Source organism: Lacimicrobium sp. SS2-24 (assembly GCF_002201535.1).
GTDB lineage: Bacteria > Pseudomonadota > Gammaproteobacteria > Enterobacterales > Alteromonadaceae > Lacimicrobium.
Genome location: NZ_NIWW01000001.1, coordinates 1 through 18,238, shown reverse-complemented (window position 1 = coordinate 18,238; position 18,238 = coordinate 1). Strand labels below are relative to the sequence as shown.

11 protein-coding genes are annotated in these 18,238 nt (G+C 49.5%); 4 read left to right on the top strand and 7 right to left on the bottom strand.

Annotated features, from left to right (window positions below):
* Window positions 1-6 precede the first annotated feature (6 nt).
* The 3 genes from CCY32_RS00060 to CCY32_RS00050 all read left to right on the top strand — a co-directional run bounded on the left by CCY32_RS00060 (window position 7) and on the right by CCY32_RS00050 (window position 8,958).
* Window positions 7-3,303 carry an efflux RND transporter permease subunit gene (locus CCY32_RS00060; RefSeq protein WP_088328324.1) on the top strand — a complete coding sequence of 1,099 codons (3,297 nt, stop codon included), beginning with the start codon at window positions 7-9 and terminating at the stop codon, window positions 3,301-3,303.
* On the top strand, window positions 3,290-6,355 hold the full coding sequence (locus CCY32_RS00055) for an efflux RND transporter permease subunit (protein WP_088328323.1): 3,066 nt from the start codon (window positions 3,290-3,292) through the stop codon (window positions 6,353-6,355). The genes CCY32_RS00060 and CCY32_RS00055 overlap by 14 nt, the downstream gene beginning before the upstream one ends.
* 359 nt (window positions 6,356-6,714) lie before the next feature.
* Window positions 6,715-8,958: a TonB-dependent receptor gene (locus CCY32_RS00050; RefSeq protein ID WP_088328322.1), complete on the top strand. Its 2,244-nt coding sequence runs from the start codon at window positions 6,715-6,717 to the stop codon at window positions 8,956-8,958.
* 43 nt (window positions 8,959-9,001) lie between these two features.
* On the opposite strand, the gene CCY32_RS00045 is transcribed toward CCY32_RS00050, so the two are convergent.
* Window positions 9,002-10,936, bottom strand: coding sequence for an SLC13 family permease (locus tag CCY32_RS00045; protein ID WP_088328321.1), 1,935 nt, complete (start codon window positions 10,934-10,936; stop codon window positions 9,002-9,004).
* A 190-nt stretch (window positions 10,937-11,126) separates the two neighbouring features.
* Here CCY32_RS00045 and CCY32_RS00040 point away from each other — a divergent pair, with 190 nt between their 5' ends.
* The gene (locus CCY32_RS00040) at window positions 11,127-11,669 is read left to right on the top strand and encodes a hypothetical protein (RefSeq protein ID WP_088328320.1); all 543 of its coding nucleotides are present in this window, start codon (window positions 11,127-11,129) and stop codon (window positions 11,667-11,669) included.
* Window positions 11,670-11,729: 60 nt separating this feature from the next.
* Here CCY32_RS00040 and CCY32_RS00035 read toward each other — a convergent pair whose 3' ends face one another.
* From CCY32_RS00035 to CCY32_RS00005, 6 genes are all read right to left on the bottom strand, one after another.
* Window positions 11,730-12,683 (bottom strand): hypothetical protein, encoded by a 954-nt coding sequence (locus CCY32_RS00035; protein WP_246840483.1) that lies wholly within the window; start codon window positions 12,681-12,683, stop codon window positions 11,730-11,732.
* A 49-nt stretch (window positions 12,684-12,732) separates the two neighbouring features.
* Window positions 12,733-14,145: a serine hydrolase domain-containing protein gene (locus CCY32_RS00030; protein ID WP_088328318.1), complete on the bottom strand. Its 1,413-nt coding sequence runs from the start codon at window positions 14,143-14,145 to the stop codon at window positions 12,733-12,735.
* A gap of 60 nt (window positions 14,146-14,205) precedes the next feature.
* Window positions 14,206-14,703: a GNAT family N-acetyltransferase gene (locus CCY32_RS00025; protein WP_210401660.1), complete on the bottom strand. Its 498-nt coding sequence runs from the start codon at window positions 14,701-14,703 to the stop codon at window positions 14,206-14,208.
* A gap of 852 nt (window positions 14,704-15,555) precedes the next feature.
* The gene (locus CCY32_RS00015; RefSeq protein WP_088329192.1) at window positions 15,556-16,530 is read right to left on the bottom strand and encodes an AraC family transcriptional regulator; all 975 of its coding nucleotides are present in this window, start codon (window positions 16,528-16,530) and stop codon (window positions 15,556-15,558) included.
* Between the two features lie 94 nt (window positions 16,531-16,624).
* Window positions 16,625-17,068, bottom strand: a complete 444-nt coding sequence (locus CCY32_RS00010; protein WP_088328316.1) for an anthrone oxygenase family protein — start codon at window positions 17,066-17,068, stop codon at window positions 16,625-16,627.
* Window positions 17,065-17,892 carry an NAD(P)H-binding protein gene (locus CCY32_RS00005; RefSeq protein WP_088328315.1) on the bottom strand — a complete coding sequence of 276 codons (828 nt, stop codon included), beginning with the start codon at window positions 17,890-17,892 and terminating at the stop codon, window positions 17,065-17,067. Before CCY32_RS00005 ends, CCY32_RS00010 begins: the two co-directional genes overlap by 4 nt.
* Between the last annotated feature and the right edge of the window lie 346 nt (window positions 17,893-18,238).

The following is an 18,238-nucleotide window of genomic DNA, read 5'->3' as shown; positions in this document are numbered from 1 at the left end:
AACATTATGAGTATTGTGGATATCGCCGTAAAACGGCCGGTTACCGTGTGCATGTTTACTTTTGCCATCCTGCTTTTTGGCATGGTGTCACTGTCACGCTTAGCGCTGAACTTACTGCCTGAGCTTTCCTACCCCACCCTCACCATCCGCGCCGATTACCCCGGCGCCGCTCCCGGCGAAGTAGAGCAACTGGTATCCAAACCGGTTGAGGAAACCATCGGAGTGGTCAAAGGGGTCCGCCAGGTGAAGTCCATGTCTAAAGCCGGTCAATCGGATGTCATTCTGGAGTTTGAATGGGGCACAGATATGGACATGGCCAGCCTTGATGTGCGCGAAAAGCTGGACGTGCTGCAACTGCCACTGGATGTTAAAAAACCTCTGTTAATGCGGTTTAACCCGGATATGGACCCCATCTTGCGACTTGGTCTGACCGCTGACACCATCACTTCAGGCGACCTGCAGGCGCACAAACGCTTAAGGGTATTTGCTGAAGAACAGATCAAACGTAAACTGGAATCGGTTAACGGTGTGGCCTCCGTAAAAGTTGGCGGCGGCCTGGAAAATGAAATCCAGGTATTAGTGAATCAGCAAAAGGCCAGTCAGCTGAATATTTCTATGGATGAAATCATCCAGCGCCTCAAAGCGGAAAACATTAACAGTTCCGGTGGCCGTGTGCAGGAGGGCAGCCGCGAATACCTGGTCAGAACCCTAAACCAGTTCAGCAATCTGGATGAAATGCGCAACCTGTTTGTCGCCACCCGTGAGGGTCGCCATATTCGCCTTTCTGATCTGGCTGAAATCCGTGACAGCCATAAAGAACGAGACGCCATCACCCGTTTCAATGGCCTCGAAGGAGTCGAAATTGCCATTTACAAAGAAGGTGATGCCAACACGGTTCAGGTAGCCAACAACGTTCGCAAGCGCCTCAGCCAGATCACCGAGGAGCTCCCCGGGGACTATGCCCTGAGCACCGTTTACGATCAGTCACGCTTTATTGCCAGTGCCATCGAACAAGTCAAATCTGCCGGCGTGGTAGGTGGCCTTCTGGCCATGGTAGTGCTGTATCTGTTTCTGAAAAATCTGTGGCCAACGCTGATCATTTCGCTGTCTATACCGGTTTCTATCATCGCCACCTTTAACCTCATGTATGCCAACGATATCAGTCTCAATATCATGAGCCTTGGCGGCATTGCCCTGGCCATAGGCCTGCTCGTGGACAATAGCATCGTGGTGCTGGAAAACATTGATCGTCACAAACGTTCCGGCAACGATGTCACACAAGCCGCAGCCACAGGCACCAAGGAAGTCTCCAGCGCTATTGTTGCATCGACATTGACAACCATGGCGGTATTTTTCCCACTGGTATTTGTAGAGGGAATTGCCGGGCAACTGTTTAGTGACCAGGCCCTGACCGTTACCTTCGCGCTGGGCGTTTCTCTGGTAGTGGCATTGACACTGATCCCCATGCTCGCATCACGACAAAAACGTGAACGCGCCACTGAGACCACATCACTGGATCTCAATACCCCTGCAACGGATAACAAGAAAAAGGGTCGGCTGGGCAAAATCGGTGCAGTGCTGCTATGGCCTTTCGCTAAACTGGTGTGGCTGATATCCAAAACCATCTATGCGCTGAGCTTTGCCCTGAGTACCCTGGTATTGGGTATTAAAGCGCTGCTGGGCAAGCTCTTTGGCACGCTGCTAAAACCCGTACTGTGGGTCTTTGAGAGCGCCTTTAACGCCATTGAAACTGGCTATCTGGCTCTGCTGCGTAAAGCGCTGCATCAGCGTCTGCTGGTATTATTCAGCATCCTTGGGCTGTCTGCCGCGTCCCTTTTTCTGCTGCCTAAATTGGGCATGGAGCTGATCCCGTCCATGGCCCAGGGCGAGTTCCATGTTGAAGTCACGTTGCCTACCGGAGCCAGCCTGCAACAGACTGACCGGGTGGTGGCCGACCTGACCCGTTTCACCGAAGAACTGGACCATGTCGCACGCACCTACTCCCTCACTGGAACCGGCAGTCTGATGAATGCCTCCAGCACCCAAGGCGGAGACTACTGGGGCAAAGTGAATGTGGTCATGAGTCCAGACAGTGGTCCCCAGGACGAGCTGAATGTGCAAGAAAAAATGCGCACGTATCTGCAATCCCAGGCCGGCGTTGATGCTAAGTTTGGCAACCCTCAGCTGTTCAGCTTTACTACGCCGCTGGAAATCGAAATCAGTGGCTATCAGCTTGATGCCCTGTCTGAGCAGGCCGACCGGCTGGTAGCTCTGATGCAAAAAGAACCGCGTTTTGTGGATGTGAAATCCAGTCTGGAAGCCGGTCACCCGGAGCTGAAGATCTATTTTAATCACGGCAGGCTGGCGCAACTGGGACTGACCGCAGCGGAGGTGGCAAAACTGGTCTCGGCAAAAGTCGGCGGCGAAATTGCCAGTCGTTATTCCATTGATGACCGCAAGGTCGACATTCTGGTGCGCAGTCAGACCGATCAGCGCGATTCCATTGCCGATATCGGCACCATGATTGTCAATCCAGGACAGAGTCCGGCCATTGTGCTTGATGCCGTGGCTGATATTCAGATGTCAGTCGGCCCCAGTGAAATTACCCGTGTGGGTCAGGAGCGCGTTGCCGTTATCTCCGCAAACCTGGCCTATGGTGACCTCGGTGAAGCGGCGCTGCTCGCCAAGCAGCTGGTTAATGAGTTGAATCTGCCTTTGAATATGCAAGCCCGTGTTGCAGGTCAGAACGAGGAAATGCAGGTGTCCTTTGATTCCCTCAAACTGGCTCTGCTACTGGCCGTCTTTATGGTTTATCTGGTCATGGCCTCACAGTTCGAGTCACTGCTGCATCCATTCCTGATTCTGTTCACCGTGCCGCTGGCGTGCGCCGGGTCCATTTATGGTTTGTATCTCAGTGGCACCCACATCAGCGTGGTGGTCTTTATCGGCCTGATAATGCTCGCCGGTATTGTGGTCAATAATGCCATTGTTCTGGTTGATCGCATCAATCAGCTGCGCGCCGGTGGTGAAGAAAAAGATCAGGCGATATTCGATGCCGCCAGCAGTCGTCTGCGGCCAATACTGATGACCACCCTGACCACGACGCTGGGCTTATTACCCATGGCACTGGGTATTGGAGAAGGCGCAGAGATCCGCACACCGATGGCGGTGACGGTAATTTGGGGACTGGTCTTTGCGACCTTACTCACGCTGTTGCTGATCCCCGTGTTGTACAGCCTGTTCGATCGCAAAACCTTTCAGAGCGCCCCGGCCAACATGGAGCTACGCCATGAAACAGCTTGATAACATGGGGGCCTCCCTGGCGGATTTTGCCATGCGCAGGCCCGTTACCTTATGCATGTTCTTCTTCTCCATGCTGTTGATGGGATTACTGGCCAGCCGATTGCTTCCGCTGGAAAAGTTCCCTGGTATCGACATTCCGCAAATTATGGTTCAGGTCCCCTACAAGGATGCCAGTCCGGCGGAAATCGAACGCATGATCACCAAACCGGTAGAAGAGGCCCTGGCTACGCTCTCCGGTATCAAACGTATGACTTCGTCTTCCAATGAAGACCGAGCCGAGATCTATCTGGAATTTGCCTGGGATGAGAATATCAGCGCCAAGAGCATCGAAGCCCGTGAACAGATTGACGCCATTCGCGATGAACTGCCTCAGGATGTGGAACGGGTGCTGGTCTACAAGTTCAACACCAGTGACATGCCGATTTTTCAGTTGCGCATCTCCAGTGAACGGGACTTGTCCAATGCCTATGACTTGCTGGAACGCAACCTGAAAATGCCCATCGAACGGGTACCGGGCGTCTCCAAAGTGGAACTGTATGGCGTCCTGAAAAAACAAATTGCGATTCGTCTTGATGCCGCGCGCATCGCCGCCTTGCACGTGGATGTCGCACAACTGAGTGAACGTCTCAGTGCGGCTAACTTTTCCATGAGCGCCGGTCATATTCAGGATCTTGACCAGAAGATCATGATTAATCCTCAGGGAGAATTCCGTTCCAAAGAGGAAATCGAAGATCTCTTCATTCGCCGCGGTGTGCGTCTTAAAGATATCGCCGATATCAATTACGAGACTCCCAAGCGCACCGAAGGTCGCCACCTGGATCGCAGTTACGCCATCGGCCTGAATATTTTCCGCGAGTCCACCAGCAACCTGGTAGAGGTTTCCCAGGCCGTACTCAAGGTGATTGATGAGGCTAACGATAACCCGGCGTTTAATGGCATTAAGCTGTTTATCATGCAGGATGAAGCAGACAGCGTCACCGAATCTCTCAGCGACCTGCTTCAGGCCGGCTTAATCGGTGCCTTATTGTCAGTGGTGGTATTGTTTGCGTTTCTGCGCCAGTGGACCAGCACCCTTATCGTGGTGTTGTCTGTGCCCTTCTCTATCTGCATTGCACTGGCCTGCATGTACTTTATGGGGTATAGCCTGAATATTCTGTCCATGATGGGCTTGATGCTGGCGGTAGGTATGCTGGTCGACAATGCGGTGGTGGTCACAGAAAGCATTTTCCATGAGAAAGAATCCGAAGCGGATCCTGTCAAAGCCACCAAAGCCGGCGTGTCCCGGGTCAGTCTGGCCGTAATTGCCGGTACCGCCACCACAGCCATTGTGTTTTTACCGAATATCATCGGCGCCAAGGTCAATGTCACCGTGTTTCTTGAACATGTGGCCATCGCCATCTGTATCTCATTGTTCGCCTCACTGCTTATTGCCCAAACCCTTATTCCGCTTTTGACCAGTCGCATGCAACCGCGGAAAAAATCCGGCAAAGAGGGGCCGGGCAGATTTCGCAGGGCCTATCACGGCGCACTCAACTGGACGTTAGCTCACCAGGGCAAGACCAGCCTGATTGCGCTGGCCATTCTGCTCAGCACCGCCATTCCAATGGGCGTGGTCAGCAGTGATCAGGACAATGAAAACGCCAATAATCAACTGTGGCTGAATTATAATATTCAGGGTAACTACAGCCTTGAGGAAGTGGAAAAAGAAGTGAACAGAATGGAAGCGTATCTGTATGCCAACCAGCAGCGCTTTCATATCAAACAGGTATACAGCTACTACAATACCGGGCATGCCGTTTCCGGCATTACCCTCAATGATGAGTTGCCTGTGCGCCAACAGGCCATTAAAGAGCAAATCAAAGAGGGCTTCCCGGCTTTTGTCAGAGCAAAACCCTCGTTCAGTTGGAATCAGCAAAATGGCGGCGTCAGATTAACGCTGCTCGGCCAGTCTTCAGAGGTGTTGATGGAAATGGCAGAGCGCATTGTGCCGGTCATCAAGTCGGTACCGGGGCTCACCGATGTGCGCGCCGATATCAGCGCCGACAAGGAAGAGTTACAGATTCTGGTAGATCGCCACAAGGCCTTTCGTTTTGGCATCAGTGCACAGGACGTGGCACAGGTAGTCACCACGGCTCTGCGTGGAAATAACCTACGGACCTTCCGCCACGGCGATACCGGCGAGGTGGACATTCGGCTGATGTTTGACGAAACACTGCAACATTCTGTCGATGCACTGAAAAACCTCACCATCAAACGGGATGAAAACCAGAATGTCACCCTCGACATGCTGGCGGATATCCGTATCGTGCCACGGCTTTCTGAAATTCGCCGCTTCCATCGTCAGACAGCGCTGGGTATTGGTGCCAACCTTGAGGAAGGCACAACACTGGAACAGGCCCGCAAAGGTATCGAACAGGTCATGGGCAATCTTGCCCTGCCCAGCGGTTACAGCTGGACACTGGATGGCAGTTTCCGCAACCAGAACGAGAACGAGTCGGTCATGCAGATCAATATGCTGTTGGCGGTATGCATGATTTATATCGTTATGGCGGCGCTATTCGAGTCACTGCTACTGCCTACCGCGGTTATCACCTCGCTGTTGTTTTCGTTTACCGGAGTATTCTGGGCCTTTCTGCTTACCGGCACCTCCATGTCAATCATGGGCATGATCGGCATGCTCATCCTCATGGGGATTGTGGTCAACAATGGCATTGTGCTGGTCGATCGGGTCAATCAGCTTATCGAACAGGGCTTTAGCGCAACCGATGCCATTATCGAAGGCTGTCTTAACCGGGTCAGGCCTATTCTGATGACCGTTGCCACCACGGTATTGGGGCTGGTGCCATTGGCCCTGGGCAGTACCCAGATCGGTGGCGACGGCCCGCCCTACTCGCCCATGGCCATTGCCATTATTGGCGGGCTCATCTTCTCTACCGTCACCAGCCTGTTATTACTGCCGCTCACCTACTTGCTGCTGCTCAAACTGCGGCACAAGACCCGGGTGATGATAGACAACAGTCGCGCCCTGATTGGCCGCTTCAGCGGTACCTGAGCGCTGATCATTGGGTGAGAATAAATAGCCCCGCCTGCCTGCAGACGGGGCTGTTTTGCTTTTCAGATTGCTGATGGCAATGTCGCAGCCACATCCCATGCTACAATAACCAGAGACAACATTAGGTAGCAGATTCTAACGCTTTAAGGTAGCGTCACAGAGGGTCTGGCGGCTCAAAACAAAGAATAAACGCTGAACAGACACGCACACCAATCATCACTGTACTGAATTACAGCGATGTTCTGGTCACAATCTCAACCTTGCTCTTTCCTCGTAGGTTTTGCCTTAAAGATAAGTGACTTAGTAAGATTAAAAAAAAGACTAGGCTTTGCATTGAACACACTAAAGGGTCCAACTCCATGAAAACTCAACACACACTATTTCGTTCCAGAAAAACAGCACTGGCGCTGTGCATTCAGGGCTTGTTAGTCGCCACCCCGGCACTGGCGCAGGATACGCTACAGGCTGAAACCAAAGAAGCCAAGGTGCTGGAGCAAATCACTGTTACAGCGCAAAAGCGTACCCAAAGTATTCAGGAAGTGCCGATTTCAATAGCCACCTTAAGCGGTGAAAAGTTTGAAAACATGTTCTCTGCCGGAGAAGACATTCTGGCGCTGGCAACTCGGGTTCCGGGTCTGTATGCCGAGTCATCCAATGGCCGTGTTGCACCGCGCTTTTATATTCGGGGTTTAGGTAACTCTGATTTTGATTTGGCCGCCTCTCAGCCCGTTTCCATTATCATGGACGAGGTGGTAATGGAAAACGTCATCCTCAAAAGCTTCCCCCTTTTTGATGTGGAACGGGTGGAAGTCATCCGTGGTCCTCAGGGCACATTATTTGGTCGCAATACCACCGCCGGTATCATCAAATTTGATACGGTTAAACCCAGCCAGGATTTTGATGCGGTACTGGAAACCGCGCTCGGTACTCTCGGTACCCTGAACGTCGAAGCCGCCATGGGTAACGGCATTACCGATGAGCTTTCCTACCGTCTCTCAGTGATGTCACAAAACCGTGAAGATTTTATCGAAAACAGCTTCACCGGCGACAAAAACGCCATGGGAGGTTTCCATGAGAATGCCGCTCGCCTGCAACTGCTTTATGAGATGGATGATTTCTCGGCATTACTGAACCTGCATACCCGAGATTTAAACGGCACGTCCTCTATTTTCCGCGCAAATGGTGTGAGCACCGGCAGCAATGATCTCAACGCCAATTATGATCGCGACAAGGTCTATTACAACCAGGGCGACGATAACTTTCAGCGTTATAACGCCGATGGCGCCTCACTCAAACTGGATAAGCGCTTCGATGGCTTTACCGTTACGTCGATTACCGCTTATGAAAAAGCCAATGGTACTGGTAAGGGTGATATCGACGGCGGTGTCGCCGGTGATGGTCCGGGCTTTATCCCCTTTGATGCAGTAACAGAAGACAGACTGCAGGATCTCAGACAGTTTACTCAGGAAGTACGCTTCGCCAGTGACGGTACAGACGGCTATGACTGGCAGTTTGGTGGCTTTTATTTTGATTCTTCCTTTGGCGTAACCAGTGTCGATGGCTTTTTTGGTGCCACCACGGTCTTTCATGACAACATGACCTGGGCGGTGTTTGGCCAGGGCTCCTATGATGTGTCTGACAAGCTCACTCTGACCGGCGGGGTGCGTTACACCTACGATGAAAAAGACTTCAGGGTGGGCGATCAGAACGTCGATGGCTTTGCACTGGTTATCGGCGCCGCACAAATTCAGGACTATGACGACATCAACGTCGACGACAATCAGGTCAGCTGGGAATTGTCCGCCAACTACCAGTTAACCGAAGACTCAATGGTGTTTGGCCGTATTGCCCGAGGTTTCCGTGCGCAAACCATTCAGGGGCGTGATGTGGCCTTTGAAGCACCGCCTTCTGTGGCCGATTCTGAAACCATCAACTCGGTAGAAATCGGCTTTAAGTCCGATTTACTTGAAGACACCCTGCGTCTCAATGGCGCGATATTTATGTACCAGATTGACGACATTCAGTTGTCGGCCATCGGCGGCGAAACGCAGGGGAACCAGTTGATCAATGCCGATAAGGGCAAGGGTCAGGGTTTTGAGCTGGATGTGGAATACCTGGCCAGCGACAACCTGACACTGACAGCAGGATACAGCTACAACGATACCGAGCTGGATGATGCCAGCCTGAGTGTTGCGCCTTGTGGCTCCGGCCAGTGCACGGTGCTCGATCCACTGGTAGATGGCAACGCCCTGATTGATGGTAACCCCTTCCCTCAGGCACCGAAGACCATCTTTAACGTGACGGCTCGCTATACCATGCCCATGGGTGATGACGGTGAGATGTTTATCTACACGGATTGGGCGTGGCAGGGCGATACAAACTTGTTCCTGTACGAGTCAGTGGAGTATCACACCAGTGGCAATTATGAGGGCGGGCTGCGTATCGGCTACGAAAACTATGTCAACGAATATACCGTGGCATTGTTTGGTCGCAATATCACCGACCAGGACAACATCAAAGGCGGCATTGATTTCAATAACAATACCATCTTTGTCAATGAGCCCCGTATCTTTGGCATTGAGTTCAGAAAACAGTTCTATTGATTCAAACCTGTCTTACCCGGCCCGCCTTACTGGCGGGCTTTTTTTAACCCCCATTTAACGGCCATATCCACAGCAACATGGGAATACTGACGAGTACCACCAATATTTCCAGTGGTAAGCCCATGCGCCAGTAATCGCCAAAGCGGAAGCCTCCTGGCCCCAAAATCATGGTGTTGTTCTGATGCCCGATTGGCGTCAGAAAAGCGCAGGACGCACCGATGGCCACGGCCATTAAAAAAGAATCGGCACTTACCCCCAATGTGGCTGCCGTTCCCAGTGCGATGGGACACATCATGGCGGCTGTTGCCGCGTTGTTCATCAAGTCAGACAAAAACATGGTCACCACCATGATCAAAACCAGCCCCACCACTGCATCCCCGAAGGCCACAGAGTTTAATAACACCCCGGCAATTAAACTGGCAGCGCCGGTGGTTTCCATGGCTTCGGCAACCGGGATCAGCGCCGCTAACAAGACAATAACCGGCCAGTCGATTTGCTGATAAACGGCCCGCGGCGCCACCGTACCGAGCGCCATTGATGCCAGCACACCGAGGGTAAAACTGATCGCCGCAGGCAATATCCCCAACGCTGCCAGCGCCACTGAAAACAGCATGATCAGGCTCGCCTGCCAGGCTTTGGTGGTATTAGGAATACTCAGTTCCCGTTCCGCCAATGGCACGCAACTGTTATCAGCCGCAAACTCGCCAATGGCTTCCTTGCTACCTTGCATCAATAACAGATCGCCCGACTTTAAGGCAGTCTGGCGCAACCGTTTAATCGAGCGATGCCCCTGTCGGGACAGGGCCAGAAGATTCAATCCGTAGCGGGTACGCAGCAATAACTCAGACGCAGAACGGCCACTGAGCGATGACCCCGGTAATACCACCAGTTCGCGCAGCACAATCTCATTGTCCGAAGTACCTGAATCCTTGTCATCCTCCTTTTCCTCGTCAGGATCTTCCTCTTCAGCATCCGCGGGGCTCTGGCTGACAGAGGGCCGGGGCTGATTGTCGCGATGACGCGCCGACTCAGCGTTTTCATCAGCAGCGCTTTGCTGGTGCTCTGACGCGTCGTCTTGCGCCTCCTGCTCCTTTGCTTCTTCGAGTTTCAGCCCCAGCGCCGATAACACCTTAGACAACGACTCACTTTCGGCTTCAATCACCAGAATATCACCAGCGCGCACCACCCGATGGGGATTCGGTGCCGTCATACGCATGGCGTGGCGCACCAGGGCTAACACCTGCGCATCATGTTCTTCGAGGGCACTTTGCACCTCCTGCATTGACTTTCCTTCGGCCTTACTGCCCTCTTCCACCCGGGTTTCAGTCACATAGGCATCGGATTCAAACCCTTCAACACCACTTTGCTTTCGACCCGGCACCAGTCTCCAGCCCAGCAACACCACAAAAACGACGCCACACACGGCCACTGCCAGCCCTACCGGTGTGAAGTCAAACATAGAGAAACTTTGCAGACCCGACTGCTGCCGAAATCCGGCTACAATCAGATTCGGAGGCGTACCGATCAAAGTGGTCATGCCCCCCAGTATGGTACCAAAGGCTAAAGGCATCAGAATTTGTCCCGGCGGCAAGGACAGACGGCGCGCCATTTGTACCGCAACCGGCATCAGCAATGCCATCGCCCCCACATTATTCATAATGCCTGAGAGCAAAGCCGACACCCCTACCAGTGCCCCCAGACTCAGCGTGATACCGGCTTTAGCGGGCAATACCATGCGGGTCAGCGCATCCACTGCACCAGAGGTTTGCAGACCACGACTGAGCACCAGCACACAGGCCACCGTAATGACCGCAGGGTGAGCAAATCCACTGAATGCCTGCGAATGCGACACCACCCCGGAAATCACGCAGGCCAGTAAGGCCCCCAGAGCCACCATATCGTGACGCCACTTGCCCCAGAGGAACATGGCCATGGTAGCCACTAATATTGCCAGAATAACGAGCTGAGGATGTGTCATAACATGCTTATCATTTTTGGGATCACTGAGGATGTCCCTCAGGCTAGCAGTAAAAGACAGACTTGAAAATCAGCGCCTGGCCCCCGTGTAACAAGGAGCATTGCTTTTTCGTTGCACCTGCACCAATAATACTGACAGAACATTCAACCCGGGTGACTTGTGTCACCCACCGAAAGAGACGATGTAATCCATGAGTTCCCGAGGGGAATACCTGCAAAAACTGGTTGAGCATTGCACCCATGATGAGGTAGTGGATACCTTTGCACTGGCCGAACAACTCAATTGCGCCATTGCCTACAAGACCTTCAGTAGCGCCGACAAAGGTGTGTTGCTGGCGCCCCACGCCACCCGCCTCGGTCATCCGGCCATTGTATTGAGTGAAGACAATAGCGAGGCGGAAAACCGCACGCTCATTCCACTGTTACTGGCAGACTATATTCTTAACAATAACCCGGAAGCCACCAAACGCTTCACCTGTGATATCTTTTTTCTGGCGGAAGTGCGCCGCTACAGAGCCTCCAGGCATTTATTTCTGGCTACCCGACTGGCCCTACCCGATGACATTATCGCCAGAATCAGCGGCATAAATTTCGATACCAATGGCTACGCCCGCAAGGCCAACCTGTTACCCAACTTCGTCAACTGCGCATTTCACAGTCATGAAGTGGGCGGCCTGCTGGGCCTGATTGATTCACTGGATATGGTGCCCGCTAGCCTGATGAAATTCGCCTGAACAACCACATTAACACTGCAGCGGAGAGGTCGTTCTAGCTCTAAACCTCTCAATAAACGCTCATTTTGTCGGTCGTAGGTTTTCAATAAACGTCGCATCAACCCAATAGATATTCGCATTGCCAGATTCATTCAAGCGATGAAAGAACAGGTATTTACCGTCAGGTGTAATACTCGCTGCTGCATCCCAGCCACTCGTGTTGATTCCTTCACCCAGATTAATGGCCTCTCCCCATGAGCCATCTTCTTGTTTAAAGCTGATGTAAAGATCTGATCCACCAAAACCTTCTGCCCTTCTGCTATCCCAAATCAAATAAGATTCGTCCTTCGCAATAAAGGGATGGGCATTAAAGGTCCCAGTGTTTATTGCCGGCCCAAAAGGTTTGGGGGCCTCGCGCTCTCCATTTATTCTCCGAGAGAAATGAATAACACCATCACCATCAGGCCAGCCCATTTCGTCAAAGACAAACGTCCCTTTTGAAGAACTGGTGAGACGCATAATCTCATGCTTTTCGAACAGTGGACCCAGCCCAAATGTCTCTGACCATCCGCTCTGTGTTCTGAGTTTGTACTTGTCACCAAGATGCATCATGTCACCATCCGGTGAGAAAGAGAGCTGCCCTTCTGGCCTGGATTTACTGTGCTCATACCATCGATTCTGTTCGAAGCGATAAAGAACCAGTTCAATGTCAGCCTCTTCGCTGGTTTTACGCAGGAAGTAAAAAGCATTCATGTCCGGATTGAATACCCCACCGTAAGAGTAGTGTTTTGTCGATACAATACCAGGGGCGAATACCTCGGGTGTATTTCCCGGAGGTGTTTGCCCGAGATAAGGGCCTTCAAGCAGCCGAGCTTTCTCCTCTGCTTTACTGATGCCGGTCATTGCAAATAACAACATGAATAGAGCAATCAGATGTAATTTACTGGCTACTATGACAGGTGGTTTGTTTAGGTTGACAACAAACGCCTTATTTGGACTAAGGCTACCCGGTTTTTTCATTACTATTTTTCTCATCTTTTATTTCTCACGTCAGAAGAATCCTACATTCAATACGAAAAATTTTTTAAAACTCATCACGATAATTATGTTGATGATATTCACTGTTAAATTCAGGATTAATTGCTAAAGCGTGCTGAAACACTGCTTTCGCCCGGGCCATGTCGCCAAGAAAGTAATGAGCGTAGGCCAGACTGTCATAAGCTTGTGGGGCGCGAGGATAGAAGTGTATGAGCGTCTCCAGGATCTCTAATCCTTCATCAGCTTTGTTATGGTGAACAAGACTCAGGCCAGACTCATTAATCGCCTTACCCATAAAGGTTGAATATCCGGAGTTTTTGTAGATATCTAAGAAATGTTTTTTAAACGATTGGATACCCAAAACATTATAATTTTTATAGACAAAGTGTGTCGCTGGAAGCCTGATCTCAGGGTAACGACCACTATTGATAAATTGCACAATTCGATGTGTTATTCTCTCTGCGACCAATTCGTCACTGTTCGCCAAAACAATAATAAAGATGCCCTTATCCACCAGCACTTCAACGGCTGCACTGACACCTGTTCCCCCACCATAAGAACTGACATGATCACGGTTAACTGCAAAGTGTTCAGAAAAGGTGGGTCCGTCTCTGTCTAGTAATGTACTGGAGAAAAATAACGTTCGATAAAACTTGAAAACATCTTGCACCGTTGCCTCGATACCGCCGTCAGGCCCCGAGACCTCTCTGAAATGCGTCGGCTGCAGCTTTTGATCGAGAGTAAAGATGTATCGTTCAGACTGGCATTTGTCTCCCTCCCAACGAGTTAGAGAACTGTCCTTTGCCTGAATGGGTTTAAATATCTGCTCGTCTAATAGTGTATTAAAAGATTTCCCTGTCACCTTTTCCAAGATGGCGCCGAGTAAAATGTAACCATAATTTGAATAACTATAGTCTGTTCCTGGCTCAAAAAGACGTTGTTGATCCTTTAGTAACTGAATCTTTTTTTCCAATGTATCAAAGCGTAACGGTGACTCCATATATGCAGGTATAAAAACATCCCCAAAACCTGACTGATGATTAAGAAGATGCTCAATGGTCACGCCCTGTGTCAGTGAAGTATCTAAATTGAGGTCGAAATCGGCAAGAGCAGTGTCAAAACCTAACTTTCCCTGTTCTATTAATTGCAATACTAATACTGCAGTATAATGTTTTGCGATAGAGCCAATATTAAAACGGGTGCAAATGGTATTCGGCCGCATCTTATCCCTGTCGGAAAAACCGTACGTTCTGGTCTCCGCCACACCACTTATTGTGCCTATGAAAAGGTTTCCCGAAAACCACCCCATCTTAACGTACTGTTGTATGATTTCTTCGCTGGCAGCCACAATACGTTCTATATGCTCCGTGCCAATATTACTTCTTTGATCTGCCTCAGAAAAATGAATACCAAAAGCATAAATCAATGCAGCCAGCAGAGCAGATCGTTTTTTATTCATCAGCAAATCTCATGTATCGGTATATAAAACAACGAGCCTTTCGTCGAAAAAAAACAATCGTCAGAGCATCAGCTTCATTCCTTCATGACTTGCAACAAATCCGACGCGTTGATAAAAATTGATGGCCTCCTGTCGAAGCTTATCACTGGTTAATTGCAGCATTTTACATTTCCTTTTCCGTGCTTCGCTTATGGCAAACTCCAGCATTTTTCTACCGCCCCCTTTACCTCTCATGGATTTGTCGACTCTTACTCCTTCTACCTGACATCGCCAACTGCCTGTATACGTGAGAGAGGGTATGTAGGTTAATTGCATCATACCTAATACTTTTTTCCCATCTGCCAGGACAATAAGCTCATTATTCGCGTCATTAAGGATTGCCTTAAATGCAAACTCATAGTTTTCATTTAGGGGGAAAGAGGAGTCCTCTCTCAAATTTCCCAGATCATCCTTTGCTAACAGTGATACTAAGGCACTTACCTCATCCTCTCTGGCATGCCTGAATACAGCACATTCCAAACTATTTCTTAACGTTTCATTATCAGATTCAAAACTCATTCGCCACCTAAAAACACCTGATTAAAAAAACCCAAAACTCAGAATTTAAAATAAATACATAATATTTATTTATGCACCATTAAATATAAATTCAACTTCCACAAACACCTAAGAGATTAAAATTAGCCTTTTATTTCGTTAAGAGTTTTTATCTGCAAATTTTTCTGAATATCACTTATATACTGGTAAAGTTATGCGCAGAAAACGGACTTCCTAGATACCCAAATAACATTAAGGTACTTATGCTTTTCTTGCATAAGCATTTAAGAAGCACGCGAAGACCGACACAGCCACCACGGATAATGCAACCCATGCAGCTATATCTAATCCCCATACTTGCTCAGTAATATTCCCTGATTGAATACTGCTGCCCGTATACCCAGACAACATATAAGACAGGATGACACCCCCCATAACACAACAGGAGATAGCGGCAGCAATGTTTAGTGCTCTGCGCCTCCAGCTTAGCCAGAGGACGAGAATTCCAAGAGTCACATTGGTTATTAATTGCCAAACATGATGAAAGCGCGCATGAGGCGGCCAATCCGGGTGAAATACGTGGGTCTGATTCCATTCGAGTAATGGTATGAGCAATATGTAAAACAACACACCTATAGAAATCAGCACCCTGGCAAGCGTTACCATCTTCAGACTCCACAAAATGAATTGGCAAAGCTTACCGCTTTAACGATTGCGCCATTGTGCAGCCCGTACAGACTTTATGACACGACGTTCACGAGCGCAGCGCAATAAGCGTTACCCAGACAATATTGGTAAGGATAAAAAAAGAGGTTTTTCTGACAAGAAAGTAAAGACACCTTCATTGTGGAAGAAGACGAAAGTGAACCGCCGTTATGATGATGTTAACTGATAGGCTTTGCGGACCTCACCGGGACTTTTACCAATCACTTTTTTAAACGCACGGGAGAATGCCGCCTCTGACTGATACCCCAGTTCAAGGGCAATGGACAATACCGTGTCTTTACTTAGTTGTAACTTTGAATATGCCAATGACATTCGCCATTCAGTCAGATAATCCATAGGGGTATTTCCAACCAGACGCTTAAACTGCAACGCGAAACTGGTTCGTGACATACCTATCGCTGAAGCCAGGTCCTCCAGCGACCAGTGTTTATCAGGTTGATCATGAATCAGCTTGAGCGCTTTTCCGATCCGATCATCATCCAACGCACCAAGCCAGCCCAATTTTTCATCACTCAGCTCTTTAAGGTACTGACGCATCGCACCAATCACCAGAATATCTGCCAATCTTGCGATCACCGCCTCAGCACCAACAGAGATACTTTGTGCCTCAGATTTAAGCAGAGCACTCACTGCCTCGACGATACCAATCGCGTCCTGGTCATTCTTTCTGATCGTGATAAAAGAGGGAAGGACACCAAGAAGCTTGATGGCCAGCGGATGTTGAAACAGCAAGACACCGCATATCAGATTGGTCATTTCCCCTTCTCCACCGAAGTGAAGCGTTTCGTAGCGTTCCGTAATATGTTGAATGGGAAGATCGGCAAGTGCCGTTACTGCCTGACATTCGCCATCCCACAAAATATGGCCTTCACCTTTGGGGAATAGAACAAAGTCTCCACGTTGCAAGCTAAAGTGCTCTTCTTCAATTCTGAAGTGGGCACAGCCATCAATCACCAGATGAAACATCATACAATTGGACATGGGCGGCATACTCACAGCCCAAGGACAAGATAGTGTCGAATTCGTATAAAAAGCGCTTTCCATGTGCAAGCTTTGTAACAGTTTGCCCAGCGGACCATCTTTAATTTTCGTTGTTGTGCGTTTGTTATAGTCGAATTCCATTGGTATGACTTTTTTAAAGTATTGAATAGCACTATAGCGGGGACGAAAAAAAAAGCCCATCCTAAAAGGGCTTTTCAGTTCTTGCTGAGTTGCGTCATATCACCATCAGAATAGCGGATGCGCCAGCACTGACCGTCCTCACGTGATTCCAGAATACCCATTTATCTAAATATTCATCCCATACATGCTTTCGGCTTACCTCATGGGTTGAATCCCTCAGTGCGTTATTAAGTGGAACATTTTTACCTACGGTGATCAGCGTCGTCCCGATAAAGAACAGTACACCACTTACCCTCATCATATCAGTGCCAAAAATAGCAAAATAAAGTGAGCTTATTCCAGAAAGCACAAAGCATGTGATAAACAGCGGATTCAATATTACTTTATTAATCTGAACCATAACCTCTGCGCCATTACTCATGCCTTTGAGTGATGTCATAATGGTATTCGAAAACGCAAAGTACAAACCCAGCATGGTTAGCATTGACAACTTCAATATGGGCTCTGCTATTTGTATGAGAACCGTTAAAGTGTTCATGCTGAACCCTCAAAGTAGCGTGCATTATCCAAAATGTATTGATTGAAGCTTTTAGGTTCTCTGCCAAGCGCTCGTTGCACGCCGTCAGTTAAGAATTCACTTCGGCCATCAAGCACCTCTGTAAACAGGTACGTGAGGGCTGCAATGAACTCTGGCGCAACATTTTGCTGCTCCAGGCGATGCTGGAACTCCTCCAGACTTACTTGTTCAAACGTCACCTGGCGTTTGAGTAATGCACTGAAACGAACGGCTAACTGAGGAAAGCTGAGCAGCTCGGGGCCGGTTATCTCATACAACTGACCTTCATGACCTGGCTCGGTCAATGACGCGACCACAACATCAGCAAGGTCATCAATGTCGACAAACGGTTCCGTCACACTGTTTACCGGTAACGCAATATTGCCCTGTGTAATGAACTGCCTGAACAACCCCTCACTAAAGTTTTGGTTAAACCATGCTGCACGAACTATTGTCCAATCAATACCAGATTGCCTGACGATATCTTCACATCTTTGCGCTGCAGGCTCGCCCCTACCTGACAGCAGAGTAATGTGTCTAACGCCCTTCATTTTCGCCAAAGCACAAAAGCACGAAATGTCCTCCGGAGCTCTGGGCATCGCCAGGTCAGGGTAGTAAGTGATATACACAGAATCGATACCATTTAGTGCTGGCGCCCAGGTGGTAGGTGCTTCCCAGTCGAAGTGAACTTCACCGGTGCGAGCCGCACCTTTAGGCATATAACCAAGGGTTTTTAACCGTTGCATAACCCGCGAGCCGGTTTTACCTGTAGACCCAATAATAAGGGGATGCTTTGTTGTTTTCATAACCTTGACCTCAATGTTTAGTATGAGCGTTAAATCAATGAGAGCAGTTTAAGTTGATGGATATTGATTTAATTGTTACTGAGTACAGAATTGATTGCTTATCGTTCATTTTTGCAGCTGACGAGCCTCACCGTACGAAATACTGTCACCGTTGTGATACCCCTGCCGATAGAAGAAAGCTGAAATGTCTGAGCAATATTTGACAGCTTCAGCTGGCCCACGCAGCGAGTGAGCCACATGGAGCTGGCGAGCACCTGAAGCGCACGCGAAGCGTCGGTTTAAGGCCGGCTATTATTTTTCTTAAATGGGAATGTGTTGTTTAATCTTGAGAAGGTATTACAGAGAT

Bases quoted from the DNA above. Each gene is read 5' to 3' on its own strand.
- CCY32_RS00045 (WP_088328321.1), bottom strand. From the start codon at position 10,936: ATGACACATCCTCAGCTCGTTATTCTGGCAATATTAGTGGCTACCATG.
- CCY32_RS00015 (WP_088329192.1), bottom strand. From the start codon at position 16,530: ATGGAATTCGACTATAACAAACGCACAACAACGAAAATTAAAGATGGT.
- CCY32_RS00005 (WP_088328315.1), bottom strand. From the start codon at position 17,892: ATGAAAACAACAAAGCATCCCCTTATTATTGGGTCTACAGGTAAAACC.
- CCY32_RS00050 (WP_088328322.1), top strand. From the start codon at position 6,715: ATGAAAACTCAACACACACTATTTCGTTCCAGAAAAACAGCACTGGCG.
- CCY32_RS00030 (WP_088328318.1), bottom strand. From the start codon at position 14,145: ATGAATAAAAAACGATCTGCTCTGCTGGCTGCATTGATTTATGCTTTT.
- CCY32_RS00055 (WP_088328323.1), top strand. From the start codon at position 3,290: ATGAAACAGCTTGATAACATGGGGGCCTCCCTGGCGGATTTTGCCATG.
- CCY32_RS00010 (WP_088328316.1), bottom strand. From the start codon at position 17,068: ATGAACACTTTAACGGTTCTCATACAAATAGCAGAGCCCATATTGAAG.
- CCY32_RS00060 (WP_088328324.1), top strand. From the start codon at position 7: ATGAGTATTGTGGATATCGCCGTAAAACGGCCGGTTACCGTGTGCATG.
- CCY32_RS00035 (WP_246840483.1), bottom strand. From the start codon at position 12,683: ATGAGAAAAATAGTAATGAAAAAACCGGGTAGCCTTAGTCCAAATAAG.
- CCY32_RS00040 (WP_088328320.1), top strand. From the start codon at position 11,127: ATGAGTTCCCGAGGGGAATACCTGCAAAAACTGGTTGAGCATTGCACC.
- CCY32_RS00025 (WP_210401660.1), bottom strand. From the start codon at position 14,703: ATGAGTTTTGAATCTGATAATGAAACGTTAAGAAATAGTTTGGAATGT.